At 51.1% G+C, this 15834-nt stretch carries 11 protein-coding genes; 8 read left to right on the top strand and 3 right to left on the bottom strand.

The features are described from left to right. Positions 1-22 precede the first annotated feature (22 nt). The 4 genes from PLA01S_RS01420 (at position 23) to PLA01S_RS01405 (ending at position 5756) form a co-directional block, all read left to right on the top strand. On the top strand, positions 23-1018 hold the full coding sequence (locus PLA01S_RS01420; protein WP_127589718.1) for a carbohydrate ABC transporter permease: 996 nt from the start codon (positions 23-25) through the stop codon (positions 1016-1018). Between the two features lie 138 nt (positions 1019-1156). Then, complete coding sequence (locus PLA01S_RS01415; RefSeq protein WP_127589717.1) at positions 1157-2173, top strand: glycosyl hydrolase; 1017 nt, start codon at positions 1157-1159, stop codon at positions 2171-2173. Between the two features lie 153 nt (positions 2174-2326). Continuing rightward, on the top strand, positions 2327-4885 hold the full coding sequence (locus PLA01S_RS01410; protein WP_127589716.1) for a beta-mannosidase: 2559 nt from the start codon (positions 2327-2329) through the stop codon (positions 4883-4885). Positions 4886-5213: 328 nt separating this feature from the next. Further along, entirely contained in the window at positions 5214-5756 is a 543-nt protein-coding gene (locus PLA01S_RS01405; RefSeq protein ID WP_127589715.1) for an alpha/beta hydrolase, read from the top strand. Between the two features lie 333 nt (positions 5757-6089). Here PLA01S_RS01405 and PLA01S_RS01400 read toward each other — a convergent pair whose 3' ends face one another. The 3 genes from PLA01S_RS01400 to PLA01S_RS01390 all read right to left on the bottom strand — a co-directional run bounded on the left by PLA01S_RS01400 (position 6090) and on the right by PLA01S_RS01390 (position 10955). Continuing rightward, entirely contained in the window at positions 6090-7910 is a 1821-nt protein-coding gene (locus PLA01S_RS01400; RefSeq protein WP_127589714.1) for an ABC transporter substrate-binding protein, read from the bottom strand. A gap of 80 nt (positions 7911-7990) precedes the next feature. After that, complete coding sequence (locus PLA01S_RS01395) at positions 7991-9499, bottom strand: ABC transporter permease (protein WP_127589713.1); 1509 nt, start codon at positions 9497-9499, stop codon at positions 7991-7993. Positions 9500-9512: 13 nt separating this feature from the next. Beyond that, complete coding sequence (locus tag PLA01S_RS01390; protein ID WP_127589712.1) at positions 9513-10955, bottom strand: ABC transporter permease; 1443 nt, start codon at positions 10953-10955, stop codon at positions 9513-9515. A gap of 147 nt (positions 10956-11102) precedes the next feature. Between PLA01S_RS01390 and PLA01S_RS32775 the strand changes: the two genes are divergently transcribed. The 4 genes from PLA01S_RS32775 to PLA01S_RS01370 all read left to right on the top strand — a co-directional run bounded on the left by PLA01S_RS32775 (position 11103) and on the right by PLA01S_RS01370 (position 15832). Further along, on the top strand, positions 11103-12845 hold the full coding sequence (locus PLA01S_RS32775) for an ABC transporter ATP-binding protein (RefSeq protein WP_100540599.1): 1743 nt from the start codon (positions 11103-11105) through the stop codon (positions 12843-12845). A 335-nt stretch (positions 12846-13180) separates the two neighbouring features. Beyond that, positions 13181-13816: an SGNH/GDSL hydrolase family protein gene (locus tag PLA01S_RS01380; protein ID WP_100540600.1), complete on the top strand. Its 636-nt coding sequence runs from the start codon at positions 13181-13183 to the stop codon at positions 13814-13816. 182 nt (positions 13817-13998) lie between these two features. Beyond that, a complete protein-coding gene (locus tag PLA01S_RS01375; protein ID WP_127589711.1) occupies positions 13999-14535 on the top strand; it encodes a GNAT family N-acetyltransferase in 537 nt (178 codons plus the stop codon). Positions 14536-14710: 175 nt separating this feature from the next. Next, positions 14711-15832, top strand: coding sequence for a sugar ABC transporter substrate-binding protein (locus PLA01S_RS01370; protein ID WP_127589710.1), 1122 nt, complete (start codon positions 14711-14713; stop codon positions 15830-15832). Positions 15833-15834: the final 2 nt, after the last annotated feature.

Genomic DNA, 15834 nt, shown 5'->3' with positions numbered 1-15834 from the left:
TGCAGGAAAAAAGGAGGTCCGTATGGCATCGATTCGGGATCGCTCGGACGAAACGGCTCAGGAACGAATGAATCGGTTCAAGAACAAGGCGCTGCCTATCCTGTGGGCGGTGTTCCGCTATCTGCTGATCATCGGCATTACATTCATCATCATCTATCCGATCATCTCCAAGTTTTCCGTCGCGTTCAAAGACAAACAGGATATTTATAATCCAACGATTTATATGATTCCGGTGCACTTCACATTGGATAATTTCAAGCTCGTGCTCGACTTGCTGGATTATTGGCCGCTGCTGCTTAATACGATGATTTACGTATTCATCACAATGCTGCTGACCACGATGTCGACCGCGCTTGCCGGGTATGGCTTTGCCCGGTTCACCTTTCCGGGAAGCAATCTGCTCTTCGGCCTGGTGGTGCTGACGATCCTGATCCCGATGAGCACGCTGATGGTACCGATGTATTTGCACTTTCGCAGCTTCGATATTTTGGGACTGGTTCAATTGTTTACCGGAAAAGAGGGTATCAATCTGTTAAACAGCTATTGGCCATCAATCATTACTTCGGCTACGGCCACCGGGCTAAAGGCTGGACTGTTCATTTATATCTTCCGTCAATTTTTCCGGGGGCTGCCGAAGGAGATTGAGGAGGCGGCGTTGATCGACGGTGCAGGCGGGATAAAGACGTTTTTTGCGATTATGCTTCCCAATGCGATTCCGCCGCTTATTACGGTGACCCTGTTCTCGTTCGTCTGGCAATATAACGACACCTTCTATACCTCGCTCTTCATGAGCGAACAGTCTCTAATGCCGCTGAAGATCGCTTCGCTGCCGGCGGACGCGAATCAGTTTCTTCCCGCCCTGATGGGACTCGGTTCATCGGCCAAGGCCGATCCGAACTATGTGGCACTCGTGGTGGATACGGGGATATTGCTGGCGATTCTGCCGCTCATCGGATTGTATCTGTTCGTGCAGCGCCATTTTGTGGAGAGCGTGGAGCGTACAGGGGTTGTTGGGTAAAGACTGCTTCAGGTTAGGTGTTGTGTAGCAGGATAGGTATTGTGGCGCAGGATAGGTGTTGTGCCATTTGTGTTACGGGCGAAGGAAACCTGTGGGATCTTTCACCGATTCGGCAATTACAGGATAGGAGTGAATCACATGACAAAAGCAAGCAGCACCCGCTATGAAGTCCAACCGGACCTAATTAACCCGGCTGCTTCCGATCAAGCCAAACGGTTAATGGGGTATCTGTGCAGCATATATGGGAAGCGGATGCTGACGGGTCAACAGATCGGCGTTATATCCACGCCGGAGTTCGACATGATTCACGAGGTCACGGGAAAATACCCTGCCGTCGGCGGATTCGATTTCATGAATTACTCGCCTTCCCGGGTGGAGCGCGGAGCCGAATGTCAGGACACGGATCTGGCGATAAAGTGGTGGAACCGCGGCGGGATCGTGACCTTCTGCTGGCACTGGAACGCCCCGAAGGATTTGATGGATTTGCCGCCGGATCGGACCTGGGGCAGAGGCTTTTACACCAATGCAACAACCTTTGATATCGCACGGGCGATGTCCGAGCCTTCATCGGAGGAATACAGCCTCATCATCCGGGATATCGATGCGATCGCAGATGAGCTTAAGCGTCTACAGGATGCCGACATTCCGGTACTGTGGAGACCGCTGCATGAGGCTTCTGGAGGCTGGTTCTGGTGGGGGGCCAAAGGCCCCGAGCCTTGCATCGCGCTCTGGAAGCTGATGTACGAGCGAATGACGCATCACCACGAATTGAACAACCTGATCTGGGTATGGAACGGGCAGCACAAGGATTGGTATCCGGGTGATTCATACGTCGATATCATCGGGGAGGACATTTATCCCCCTGCCCGGGATTACAGTTCGCAATCCGAACGGTTCCGCAGGGCATTATCGTATACGGACACGAGGAAAATTATTGCGCTAACTGAGAATGGCGTCATACCGGACCCCGATCTCATGCTGCAGGACGGATGCCCATGGGCATGGAATTGCACGTGGTATGGAAACTTTGTGTTCACCGGGGAAGGAAATGACCGAAGGTATTCAGAAGAGTATACGGATGAACAGCAGCTGATCCGAACCTATCATCATCCGTTTACGGTGACACTGGATGAGCTTCCGGATTTAAAAGGCTGAGCGGCTTGTACCTGACAGGGATGCAAGCATAGTCGTAGGTAACCTGATCGTAGAGTGTAGAGTGGAGAACAAGCTGATGCGCGGAGAAGCCATGTCTGTATGAAGTATGACCCGAACCGCATCAAATCAATATATAGAGATGGAGAGACTATCATGAATAATAACGTTATGACCTTAAACCAATGGAAATTCAAAGCGTGCGACGAATCCGAGTGGCTTCCGGCCCAGGTTCCGGGCTGCGTGCACACGGACCTGCTTAAGAATGGCAAAATCGAGAATCCCTTCTACGGAACGAATGAGCATGACCTGCAGTGGATCGACAAAAAGGATTGGGAGTATGAAACGACGTTTGATCTGGATCCGAATCTGAGTGCCCAATCCCGCATTGAACTTGTGTTTGACGGCTTGGATACCTACGCGGACGTATTCGTGAACGGGACGAAGTTGCTTTCTGCTGATAATATGTTCCGCTCTTGGCGGATCGATGTGAAATCGCAGCTCAAGGCTTCCGGTAACGTGATTAACATTCGCTTCCGTTCCCCTATCCAGGAGGATCTGCCGAAGCTTGCGAAGCTCGGATATCCGCTGCCGGCTACGAATGACCAGTCTGAGCTTGGAGGTCTGGGCGATCAGAAACTGAGCATTTTTGCCCGTAAAGCGCCCTATCATTATGGTTGGGATTGGGGACCGCGGTTTGTGACCAGCGGAATCTGGCGGGAAGCTCGGATTGAGGCTTGGTCTGAGGTGCGAATCGATGATTTGTTCATCCGCCAGGATGAGGTTACGGCCGAAATGGCTAGGGTTACGGCAGTAGCTGCAATCGAAGCAGGGCAACCTTGGCAAGGGGTGCTGCGTGTAACGGCAGACAGTCAGGTATGGGAACAGCACGTACAGCTTGAAGAAGGCCGTCACTCGGTTGAATTAAATATTGCGATTGCGGAGCCGAAGCTGTGGTGGTGCCGCGGCCTGGGTGAGGCACATCTGTATTCGTTCCATGCCGAGCTGGTGGAAGCGGAACGAACCGTTGCGGAGAAAAAGGTTCGAACCGGCCTGCGCAGCGTGAAGCTCGTTCGGAAACAGGATAACCGCGGCACTTCCTTTTACATTGAGCTCAATGGGACACCCGTGTTTGCTAAGGGGGCAAACCATATCCCGAATGACAGCTTCATAACGCAAGTGACAGCGGAGCGTTACCGTCATGAAATTGCGTCCGCAGCGGAGTCCAACATGAACATGCTGCGCGTATGGGGCGGCGGTATTTATGAAGAGGACGTATTCTACGATCTCTGTGATGAATACGGACTCATGGTATGGCAGGACTTCATGTTCGCTTGCAGCATGTATCCGGGCGATGAGGCGTTTCTGGAGAACGTGCGGCTGGAAGCGGAGGAGAACCTGATCCGGCTGCGGAATCATCCGAGCATCGTGCTCTGGTGCGGCAACAACGAGATAGATTCCGCCTGGGCGCACTATGAAGAGAAGGCCGGTTGGGGCTGGAAGCAGCAATATACCGAAGAACTCCGCGAAAAGATCTGGAGCGACTACGAAAAGGTATTCCACGGAATTCTGCCTGAGGCTGTAACCGGTTATGCACCTGGAGCGGAGTATTGGCCTTCATCCCCGCTGGTATCGCTCAGCCATGATAAGGAGCAGCATGCCAATCCGTCCACAACGAGCGGAGATATCCATTACTGGGGCGTGTGGCATAACACCGAGCCGTTTGATAACTACAATGTTTATGTTGGCCGATTCATGAGCGAATATGGGTTCCAGTCCTTCCCGGAACCGAAGACGGTCCGCACATACGCGGAAGATAGCGATATGGAGCTGGAGTCCAAGGTCATGCTGGCGCACCAGAAGAACGGTGCCGGCAACCGCTTGATCAAGACTTACATGGATCAATATTATAACGAGCCGAAGGATTTTGAAGCTTTCCTGCATATGAGCCAAATTCAGCAGGCCGAAGCGATGAAGATGGCGATTGAAGCCCATCGCCGCAACAAACCGTACTGCATGGGCACCTTGTATTGGCAGATGAATGACTGCTGGCCGGTCGCTTCGTGGGCGGGCATGGATTATCTCGGCAGATGGAAAGCGCTGCAGTATGTGGCTAAGCGCAGCTTCCGGGATGTCAGTCTCACGATCGAATCCAAGGAACAAGAGATCATCGTCCATCTCGTATCCGATATTTCAGAAGCGGTCCAGGGCACGCTGAAGATTCAGTTATTCGATTTTAACGGAAAAGAGCTCTATATATCCGAGCAGCCGATTCATGCGGAGAAGCAGGCGTCACTCGTCGTATTCCGCGCTGTGGCCGATGAGCTGCTTGGCGGACATGATGCATCCGAGGTCATGCTCCTGGCGCAATTGCTTCAGGATGGAGACGTGATTGACAGTAAAACATTCTATTTCGTGAATGACAAGCATCTTCGTCTGCACAGCCCGACCATCAGCATAAAAGAAGTCGAGGGAAGCGACGGCACCACATTTGTGCTGGAGAGCAACGTGCTTGCCCGCCATGTATGGCTGTCCTCGGAAGCGGAAGGTTTCTACAGCGATAACTTCTTCGACCTGATTCCAGGCATTCCGATGACCGTTTCCTTCAGCCGCCGCGATGACGGCGAGCAGGCATTCGTACCGGGCAAACCAGGCCGAGCCGAGGTTCGGTCCATGGCCGATTGCATCGATCCGTCGATGGTGCTGACGGTTTAATTCATCCTGTAATCGATCCGCTAAAAAGAGCCGCCCCTTCAACCGATTCTGGTGAAGGGGCGGCTTTGTTTAATGTATATAGAAACCATCGAGGATTGCGGCTAATAGAAACCAATCTTCGATGGTTTGATCTTTAGCAAAAGTAACCAAGGGGTATCCTAGGGGTTCGACCTCAAGTTGATGAGGATATGTGAAGGATGTCCGATTGCGGTCAGATGTTAGCAAATGAAAAGAAGTCTAGCACCCTACTATAGGTTACCCTAGGTATGAACACGTCCTGTTGGACATGTTCATACCCTTAAGCAAAGATCGGAAAGGAGGCCAGATCTTGAAAAAACAAGTATTGTTCATCCATAGTGCAGGACCCCAAGGTCCTCACCAAGGAAGCCGCGGCTTGATCGCCCATCTACAAGAACAGCTCGGGGAAGATTACCATGTCTTATCCCCCGGCATGCCGGATCCGGATTACATTCAGTGGAAAACGCAGATCGTCAATGAAATCAAGGCATGGGATGGGGAGGTGCTGTTCGTAGGTCATTCCCTAGGCGGCTCCGTGTTATTGAAATACCTTTCTGAAGAAGACTGTCAGCTAACCGTCTCTGGACTGTTCTTGATCGCCGCCCCCTATTGGGGCAAAGATGACGATTGGCAGAAAGAAGAATATACATTATCAGATTCATTTGTTTCCAAGCTGCCATTTATATCGAACCTCTTCCTATACCACAGCCGTCACGATCCAGTAGTACCTTTCGCGCACGCTCAGCACTACGCAAAGCAGCTCCCCCAAGCTGTCACCCGAGAATACGAGGGTGACGATCACTATTTCCGCGAGGGCTTGCCCGAACTTGTAGATGATATCAAGCGTATATAAAAAAAGGAAGACATTAGCTGCGCCGTGGTTTGCGCTTATACGAAATGCATCGAAGCATGAGCCAACAACGCACTACTTAAAGGTACAGCCCCAGCGGAGAAGGCGGAATGATTCTGGAGAAGCGAAGCGGTCTCCTTTGTCCCCGGATTTCTACATTAGTCCATTCATTCATGGAAATCTGGGGGCAACAGAGATCGGAAGAATCATCCGCATGCGGAGCGATGCAAAGGGTCTGCCGTCTCCTTAGTGATGTTAAGGGAGCAAGAAGTGGCGCATTGAAACCTCGCATCAAAAAAAGACGACATCAGCTTTTCGCTAATGTCGTCCTCTTTTTTACTTGCTCGCTTTATATGCGCTCAAGAATTCCTTCACCTTCGCCGGATCGGCGACCAGCTCGTTGCCGGTTTTAACGATTGGGCTGACGGTGGAGTAGGCTTTGATTTTGTTGTTGTTGTAGTAAGTCAGGATTTCATCCTGATTAATGGAGTAGAGCACCGCTCTTCTCAGATCATCGCTTGTTGCTACATCACGGTTTTTCGTGTTGAACAGCAAGTAGGAGACGGCGTTGCTTTCGATGGTTTGCAGCTTCAGCTTGCTGTCGCCTTTAACCACATCGTATTTCGTTTCAGGCACGCCGTAGTACAGGTGAATTTCGCCGCTACGCAGAGCGGAGAGCGTGCTGTCCGCATCCTTGATAAAGCGAACTTTCACTTGCTCGATTTTCGGTTCGTGCTCCGTGCCCTTCATGTAGCCAGGGTTTTTGAAGAAGGTGGCTTCATAGTCCGTTTTGGAAGACAGGATGTACGGACCGCTGGCATACAGCGTATTGTTGTATTTGTCGCCTTCGGTTACCGTGTTTTGGTCGCCGTAAGGGATGTCTTTGTTCACATCGAATTTCTCAACGTCATACGTGTTGATGGACTCGACTTGTTTCTTCGACACGATACCGGCCGATTGGTGAGCCAGGTAGTTCAATACTTGCGGGAACGGCTCGGTTGTCGTCAATTTAATGACTTGGTACTTACCGTCTTTGGTGCTTGCTTGGTTCTTGTCATCAACAAGGGAAGTGATCTTGGTATCCAAGCCGGCTTCCAGAGCATCCTTGACGCTTTCGCTGCCGCCGGATACTTTGGTGTTCTCCAGTGCGCTCAAATCCGTTACAGCTTCAACCGTGTTGATGTGCTCGTGAAGCGTGTAGGTACGATGATCAGGCACCGAATTTTTGTCTTTGGCTCTGTTCATGGAGAAGATGACATCGTCGGCGCCTACGCGCTCGCCGGAATCTTCAGCTTTTTTGTTCGTGATTTTAGCAAAGTTAATGTCGTCTCTAAGAATGAAGTAGTACTCCGAGTTGCCTTCGCCAATGGCATGGTTATAAGACAGCGATCCTTCGGATGTGATCTTGTCATCATCGGTCAGGTTGATCAGACGTACGTTCATGTTGGTATTGATGATATTGATGGAACCGTCATTACCCTTGATTGGATCAAGAGAAGTCAGTTCAGAGATCGATTGGGACAGAATCAGCGGCTGCGTAGCACGCTTGGATTGGTCTTTGAAATCAACGGCTTCCCAAGGCAGGGAACGGGATTTCGAAAGACGGACCGAATTCTCGTCCAGCACATCCTTGTTGAACGCTTGGCTCTTCAAGGAAATGTACAATGGAGCGATGTAAGCTTTGTCCGTTACGAGGCGTTGCTCCAGCTGTTTGTAGGTTTCAATAGCGTCTTCAGGCGTTTGCGTAGCTGCTTGGTCGATCAGCTTGTCCACTTCTTCGTCGGACATAATGCTGTAGTCGCCGCCGGTTTTGAACAGGGAACGAACGGCATAGTCAGGGTTACCCGTAACGGTAGTCCAGCTGGACAGCGCGACGTCGTAGTTGCCGGCATCCTGTTGTGCCTTGAAGCTGCCGTAGTCCGGCTGCAGATTCAGCTTCACGTTGAAGCCGTTCTTCGTGAGCTGGTCGCGAATGATGTTGACATCGGATTCGTTAGAGCTCATGCCGAGCAGTTCGATATTAACAGCGGATGTGTCCGTGGCTGTATCCGCTGGTTCTTGCTGATTTTGCTGTGCATCATCTTTGGTTGTTACGTTGCATCCGGCCAGTACGATGACTAGCGTGAGAAACAGTAACAGCAAGGAACTCTTTTTCATTGGTGATACCCTCCTGAGTTGTATATATATATAAAATATTTTTTGAAACCATTAGTTAGTGTGCCATGGGCACTGAAGCATTAATCCAGCTTAGGATCAAGGGCATCCCGGAGTCCGTCGCCAAGGAAGTTGAAGGACAGGACAAGCGCGATGATGGCTAGACCCGGATAAATGGCCAAGTAGGAATGCGTCTCAAGATACGTGCTTCCGATCTTAAGGATATTCCCCCATTCCGGGATGTGCGGCTCAACGCCGAGACCCAGATAACTCAAGCTGCTCGTCGAGATGACGGCTGCACCGATGGTTAGCGTGGATTTGACAATCATGGGTGCAAGCGAGTTAGGAACGATATGCTTGAATATAATCGAAAAATTGCTGGAGCCGAAGGCTCTGGCCGCATCGACGTATTCAAAGGTGGAGACGAGGAGCACATTCGCCCTCATGGTTCTTGCATAAGTCGGTATAGCGCCTACGCTGAGTGCCAGGATGAGATTGACGGTGTTGGCTCCGAATGCAGCAATGATCGCAATGGCGAGCAAGATGCCCGGAATGGCGTAGAGCACATCCAGCAAACGCATGATGATGTTATCGGTATGGCGGCCATAGTAGCCGGAAATGGCACCGAGAACACCGCCGATGACAACCGGGATGGCGGTAGAGGCAAATCCGACGATCAGCGAGATCCGGGCTCCGAATACGATTCGGGAGAACAAATCCCGGCCGAAGTTGTCCGTACCAAAAGGGTACACCAGGCTTGGCGGCTGCAGAATGGCGCTGTAGTTGTTATCGATCGCAATGCTGTAATCGAAGGTTAACAGACTGGTTACCGACAGACAGAACAGGAAGATCACGAAGAACAGTCCGGACATAGCTGTCGAGTTGGCAGTAAGCTTCACCCACACGTCACCCCAGCGGGTCATCGCCGGATTGCCGTTCTTGCGTATCTTCGCAAGCAGGTTGATGCCGAGCACCAGAGCAAAAATATTGCCCGTTACCGCAGTCAGTATGATCGGAAAGGCAAGCCAGGTCAATGCGGGATGCGCGTAATTCGCTTTGACATACCTGGCAACAAGGATAAGCGCGATCAGCTGAATGACGGCTACAACCAGAAGCACGGCCATCGCCGGCAGAAACGTATTCGAGACGTAAGGCTTGAACAGGTTCAGCGCCGATATCGCGATGACAAACAGCTGGGTTAGCAGCATGTAGACGGCAATCGTATATTCGGGAGGCTTCTGCTTTTTAATCAGATTGAAACCGAAAGTGACGGTAAACAGATTTCCTGTGAGAATGCTCAGCAGCTGAATGTAACCCAGGATCCTCGTCGAGCGCCGGATTTCTCCCTGGCTTTGAAGATCTCTTCGGATCAACAGCGTAATGATAATCTGAATGATGGTAAACAATGCGTATACCGCAAAGGCGGTGAACACCCACGGTTTAATGGTTCCCCCAGTGAAATCAAAGCTGTTCAGAAGCAGGATCACCGTTAAGGTCAAAGAAATAACCCATGTGAAGCTGGCTTGACTGTACTCGTGTGAGGATTTCAGCTGGTGTTTGGTTTCTTGTTTAGAAAGAAGCTTCTTGATCATGAGTACACCTGCTTTAGTATTGTTTCATCTTGGATCTAATCCGTGGATCGAAGAACGCGTACAAGATATCAATGATGACGTTCACCAGCGATATGGTAATGGCGGTGTACACTACGCCGCCCATAATGGCCGGAATGTCAGGGATGAATTGTTTATCGACGATGTAGCTGCCGATACCGCTGATGTTGAATACCTTCTCCGTAACGGCAGAGCCGCCGAGCATCCCGCCGAACTGAAGTCCGATGACGGTAATGATCGGAATGATGGCGTTGCGGACAGCATGCTTCATCAGGATGGTACCCTTGCTGAGCCCCTTCGCTCTGGCTGTTATCATGTAATCTTCATTAATAACTTCCAGCGTTGAGGAGCGCGTCATTCTCGCTACTGAAGCGGTAAGTCCTGTACCGAGCACGATCACCGGCATGATCATGGACAACCAGTTCTCCGGATTAAAGGTGGCAGGGAGCCACTGCAGCTTGATCGAGAAATTCAGGATGAAGATCAGTCCCTGCCAGAAATTCGGAATGGACAGCCCGATCAGCGCGATAAACATAAACGTATAGTCAAAAAACGAATTCGGTCTCGTAGCCGAGATAATCCCGATCGGCAATGCGATCACAATCGCGATAATCAGGGAAATGACCGTAAGCGTCAGCGTAATCGGGAACTTTCTGGCGATGCTTGAGGTAATCTCTTCATTGCCCGAGAAGGATTTGCCGAGATCGAAGTAGGCGATTCCTTTAATGTTGTTCCACAGCTGCGTGAGATAGCCCTGATCCAGTCCGTGCATTTTGTTAAAAGCCGCGATCTGTTCCGGTGTTGCCGTCTCGCCTAGGATGTTGGCTGCAGGGTTGAACGGCGACAAGTGGAGAATCGTAAAGACGAGCACTGCTACGCCAAAGATAACGAAGACCGTCATTACGAGTCTCTCCAGAATATATTTCAGGTAAGGATTGCTGTACAAAAAAATAAGGATGTACATCAGCAAGCCTGGAATAAGTGATATAATGAAGAACAACGGATTCTCGATGAGAGAACCAAATGTATGGGCCATGGTCAACCGTTTCCGGTTGTTCAGTTTCAGTTCCTTGGCGGTCCGTTCCTTGAGGACTTCCTGGAACCTTGCTTCTACGATCTTGTCGACTTCCTGCCGGAGCTGCCCCTCATTGACTTTTTGCTTGAAAAAGTCGTGCTTGCGTTTCTGCTGCTCCATCATCTCGGAGCGTAGGGCCTCCAGATATCCGGCAGCCAGCATCTCGCTGCGTATGCGGTTCTCCGCCGCTGTGTAGTCATCCTTCTTTCTCTGAACCAAATAAAATAGGAAGACCACGAGATTCACGGGCGCTCCCAATAATAATAGTAAGTATCTATAAGAAGGATTCAGAAGGATCTTACTGTATGTGCTGCTTATCAAACCTATGAGTCTGTTTGGTCTTGCTGCTTCTGTCCCCCCCATAAGCTGCCTTTCCTCCTTGTTTCAAATTGCATTATTCCGAGTGATATAGTATATTTTATTTTAGCCTATTTTAAAAGTCAATAGATTATAAGAGTTGTAAATGATATTACTTTAATGACATAAATGCATAATGGCAGGTGAGCAGAGTTGGAACCGATATTGCAGGTTAAAAATTTGAGTGTAGCCTTTCAATCCCGTGATTCAGAATTTCACGCGGTGCGTGGGGTCAGCTTTGAAGTGAAGAAAGGGGAGACTCTCGGGATTGTTGGAGAATCCGGGAGCGGAAAAAGCGTCACGGCGCGCTCGATCATGCGGCTGCTGCCGTCTCCGCCTTCCTATATGAAGGATGGGGAGATCCTGTTCCTTGGCCAGAACCTGGCGGAGAAAACCGAGAAAGAGATGGAGAGCATCCGGGGACGCGATATCGGGATGATTTTTCAGGATCCGATGACCTCGCTTAATCCGACGATCCGAATCGGGGAACAAATATCGGAGAGCCTGGTGAAACACCAGAAGCTGTCCAAGCAGGAAGCGAAGAAGCAGGCGCTTGAGATGCTGAAGCTGGTCGGCATACCGAACAGCGAAGCGCGCTATAACCAGTACCCGCATGAGTTCTCGGGCGGCATGCGACAGCGGGTGATGATTGCCATCGCCCTGGCGTGCAGACCTGCGCTGCTGATCGCGGATGAGCCTACAACGGCGCTTGACGTAACCATTCAGGCCCAGATCCTTAATTTGATGAAAAATATGCAGGAGCGCTTCGGTTCTTCCATTATATTGATCACGCATGACCTCGGCGTCGTTGCGGGCATGTGCGACCGCGTGGCGGTGATGAAGGACGGCGTGATTGTGGAAACGGGAACGACGGAGGAAATCTTCGAGAATCCTCAGCATCCCTATACCTTGAAGCTGTTAAACGCGCTTCCGCGTCTGGACGAGAAGAAAAAAGCAAAGCCGGCGCCGATCATCGTGCCAAGCACGGATTACAAAGGACCGCTGTTAGAGGTTAAGTCTTTGAAGCAATATTTTGATATGGGCAAAGGGAATGTGCTTAAAGCGGTGAACGATATCAGCTTTCACATTCAGGCAGGGGAAACGCTCGGGGTCGTCGGGGAATCCGGAAGCGGAAAATCGACGACGGGACGAGCCATCCTTCGCCTTCATCAGCCGACCGGTGGAGAAGTGCTGTATCAGGGAATGTCCGTGAATCGCCTGTCCCCTTCGGAAATGAAGGCCATGCGGCGCCATATGCAGATGATTTTCCAGGATCCGTATGCTTCGCTCAACCCGAGATTGAAGGTGGTGGACATTATCGGCGAAGCGCTGGATGTTCACAAATTGACCGGCAGTAAGCAGGAGCGGAAGAAACGGGTCGAGGAGCTGCTGGATATGGTCGGATTGGATCCGGCGTATGCCACGCGCTATCCGCATGAATTCTCCGGCGGTCAGCGCCAGCGGATCGGGATTGCCCGGGCGCTGGCGGTGGAGCCGAAATTCATCGTCTGCGATGAGCCGCTCTCCGCGCTCGACGTGTCGATCCAATCGCAGATCGTGAAGCTGCTGGAAGAGCTGCAGCACCGTCTGGGCTTGACCTATCTGTTTATTGCGCATGACCTGTCGATGGTGAAGCATATCAGTGACCGCGTTGCCGTCATGTATATGGGCAAAATCGTGGAGCTGGCTGAAAGCGAAGAGCTGTATTCCAATCCCCAGCATGATTATACGAAGTCTTTACTCGCGGCGATTCCGGTACCCGATCCGAAGATCGAATCCAAGAAGAAACGGGTACTGTTGGAAGAGCGCACCGGAGAGGACAAATATAATCTCGAGCATTCGGAGCTTGTGGAAGTATCGGAGGGCCACTGGGTGGCCATGCCGACTGGAGCCTAATCGAAACATACTAGAACCTGTCCCGACCGAAGTCGGGGCAGGTTTTTTTATGAGATAATAAGTATCTGCTTCAGAGGTCGACCATCCTGAGCTCGCAAGAAAAACTTCCGCTAGATGCGGTCTGTCTTCCGGGGAGGTACGTTGATAGACGTTTTTCTCATCCAACGGGGATTCCAAAAAAATTCGGTCTTAATCGATGATTTGCATGGTTTATAAAAAGGAATTGAGCCCTGTACGGCAAATATTAAAATGTTAGGAAGCGTTCTCACGAGACATGAGCCTACGAATTTCCAATGGTACGCACAATAGCAACATACCGATGAGGAGGAAGTGGAATGAATCGTTTGCAGCAAGGGGATGTCGTATTATTTCAAGGGGACAGCATTACGGATTGCGGTCGTGACCGGAACTTTTCCGGCAGCTTGGGGAACGGCTACCCGCTATTGATCGACTCGTTGTTCGGCATGAAATTTCCTGAGTTAAACGTAACCTTTTTGAATAGAGGGATCAGCGGAAACCGGGTCGTCGACTTGAATGACAGATGGCAGGAGGATTGCCTGGACCTGAAGCCGGACTGGGTATCCATCTATATCGGCATCAATGACACTTGGCGCCGGTATGATAGCGGGGACCCGACGAGCACCGAGGATTATAAAGCCGGCTACCGTAAATTGATCGAACGCACTAAAGGGGCACTGGACGCCAAGCTGATTCTGGTTGAACCGTTCGTGCTGCCGCATCCGGAGGATCGCAGATTATGGCGCGAGGATCTGGATCCAAAAATCACGGCCGTTCGCGAATTGGCGGTGGAATACGGAGCGCTGCTGGTGCCGCTGGACGGATTGTTCGCTGCTGCGTCGGTACGCCGCGAAGCTGCCTTCTGGGCGCCGGACGGCGTGCATCCGTCACCTGCCGGACACGGCCTGATCGCGAAGGCTTGGCTCGAAACGATGGGCATTCGTTTGGATTAACAGATTTAAGAGCCGAAGTTAGAGGCAACCAACTCGGGATTATCTTGAACGGCTTATCAATTAGAAAGAGCTCGGGCGTGAATCACTGCGTCCCGAAGCTCTTTTTAAATAAGATTTGAACTTAGAGTATGAAATAGGGGCTTGGAGCTACCGATACATATATAAACAAAGGGGATGACGTTATGCTGTATGGGCAACGGGTAATTCTCAGACCAGTCGTCGAAGAGGATTGGGAGCAACGATATCAATGGCTTACGGATCCTGAAGTGAGTTCTACACTGCCATCCGGTACCGGGGTGCCTTTAACCCCGGCAACCGTGAAGAAACGGACACAGAAATATGCGGAGGGTGACCAGTCAGGTGCATATTTCACTGTGCTCAACCTGGACGGGAAGCCGCTCGGCAATGCTCAGTTGTTCAAGATCGATCCTTGGGCGCGCAAAGCGGAATTCGGGATATGGATCGGAGATAAAAGCGTGTGGGGACAAGGCTACGGCACGGAGGTTACGCAAGTCCTAGTTCAGTTCGCTTTTGAGAGACTGAATTTGCACAAGGTGTATCTTACCGTGGATGCTACCAATGCCGGCGCAATTCGGTGTTATGAAAAAGCCGGTTTTCAGCGGGACGGAATTCTGCGTGATGAAGCGTATAAGAACGGCTCGTATGTGGATCGTATTCTGATGAGTTTGCTTCATTCTGAATATGTCGTAGGGGACTGACTTTTTTTAAAATGAAAGCTAGCCGAACGAGAGGTAGAAATCACTTTCATTTTTTTTGCCTATGTGGTGTAATGCATTAAAGCGGAAAAATAATGGTTGACGCCTCCAGTTAAATCCTATAGGATTACTTGTATTAATATTCGTCCTTTTTACGGAAAACAGGGGGAGAGAGAACATGAAAGGTAGTAAACATGTAAGGAAATTAACGGCGCTGGTGCTCGCGTTTATGATCGTCTTAACCGGATGTGCCGAATCGGGCAGCGGCGGCGGTAGCGGGGCAGGCAATCTGGCGGACAAGGTCGAGAACCTGCCGGCAGGCATCGCGGAGAAGGATCCGGTGAAATTGATGGTCGTCCGAAAAATCGGGGGCGATGATCATACGGCTCAATTTTTGGCGGGTGCGAAACAGGAAGGTGAAGCTCTCGGGTTTAAGGTGGATACCTTCTCGGCGAACGGAGACTCCGCCAAATTCCACGATGCGATCGCACAAGCCATTGACAGCGACTACGATGGATTTATCATATCGCATGGCGATGATCCTGCATCGGTGCAGGACGTGAAGAAGATTACCGAAAAAGGAATTCCGGTCGTCACATTTGACTCTTTGCCGGAGATCGGCGACATTGCAGGGGTAACCCAGACCTCGCAGGATGACGAGCAGCTCGCGAAGCTGGCGCTGGACAAGCTGGTTGAAGAGCAAGGGCCGGAAGCCAACATCGTCTATCTCTGGGTAGACGGATTCCCGCCGATGGTACGACGCAATGCCGTATATCAGGAAACGCTGAAGAACAATCCGGGCATCAAGGAAGTGGAGCGTTTCGGTGTAGCGAGCGACCAGACTTCCCTGGAAACGCAAAATGCGGTATCCGCCATCCTAACGAAATATCCGAAGGGCGAAATCGATGCCATCTTCGCTACCTGGGATGCATTCGCCATCGGCGCAGCCAGAGCGCTGGAGGAAGCGGGACGCACCGAGGTTAAGATTTACGGCATCGACGTATCCAACGCAGACCTGGAGCTGATCCAGAAGCCGGACAGCCCTTGGGTAGCTACGGCGGCCGTAGACCCGAAAACGATCGGCGCGATCAACGTTCGCTTGCTGGCTAAGAAGATTGCCGGCGAGGAAACACCTGCTACGCATAATCTGGAGCCTGTATTGATCGAGCGCTCCGACCTTGCGGGTGCAGCTGAAGCGGTCAACATGGTCAACCTGGCGGATATTATCCCTAGCTGGGGGACAAGCACCGAATTCGAAGAGGACTGGATGAAGGCGTTGAAAGAAGCCAGCGGCAAATAAAC

Source organism: Paenibacillus lautus NBRC 15380 (assembly GCF_004000945.1).
Lineage (GTDB): Bacteria > Bacillota > Bacilli > Paenibacillales > Paenibacillaceae > Paenibacillus_AQ > Paenibacillus_AQ lautus.
Note: the sequence above shows the minus strand (reverse complement) of the source record. Positions and strands in the feature narration are given on the sequence as shown.

Excerpts from the sequence above, each read along its gene's own strand:
- PLA01S_RS01390 (WP_127589712.1), bottom strand. The coding sequence starts at position 10,955 with ATGGGGGGGACAGAAGCAGCAAGACCAAACAGACTCATAGGTTTGATA.
- PLA01S_RS01410 (WP_127589716.1), top strand. The coding sequence starts at position 2,327 with ATGAATAATAACGTTATGACCTTAAACCAATGGAAATTCAAAGCGTGC.
- PLA01S_RS01400 (WP_127589714.1), bottom strand. The coding sequence starts at position 7,910 with ATGAAAAAGAGTTCCTTGCTGTTACTGTTTCTCACGCTAGTCATCGTA.
- PLA01S_RS01370 (WP_127589710.1), top strand. The coding sequence starts at position 14,711 with ATGAAAGGTAGTAAACATGTAAGGAAATTAACGGCGCTGGTGCTCGCG.
- PLA01S_RS01375 (WP_127589711.1), top strand. The coding sequence starts at position 13,999 with ATGCTGTATGGGCAACGGGTAATTCTCAGACCAGTCGTCGAAGAGGAT.
- PLA01S_RS01420 (WP_127589718.1), top strand. The coding sequence starts at position 23 with ATGGCATCGATTCGGGATCGCTCGGACGAAACGGCTCAGGAACGAATG.
- PLA01S_RS01380 (WP_100540600.1), top strand. The coding sequence starts at position 13,181 with ATGAATCGTTTGCAGCAAGGGGATGTCGTATTATTTCAAGGGGACAGC.
- PLA01S_RS01395 (WP_127589713.1), bottom strand. The coding sequence starts at position 9,499 with ATGATCAAGAAGCTTCTTTCTAAACAAGAAACCAAACACCAGCTGAAA.
- PLA01S_RS01415 (WP_127589717.1), top strand. The coding sequence starts at position 1,157 with ATGACAAAAGCAAGCAGCACCCGCTATGAAGTCCAACCGGACCTAATT.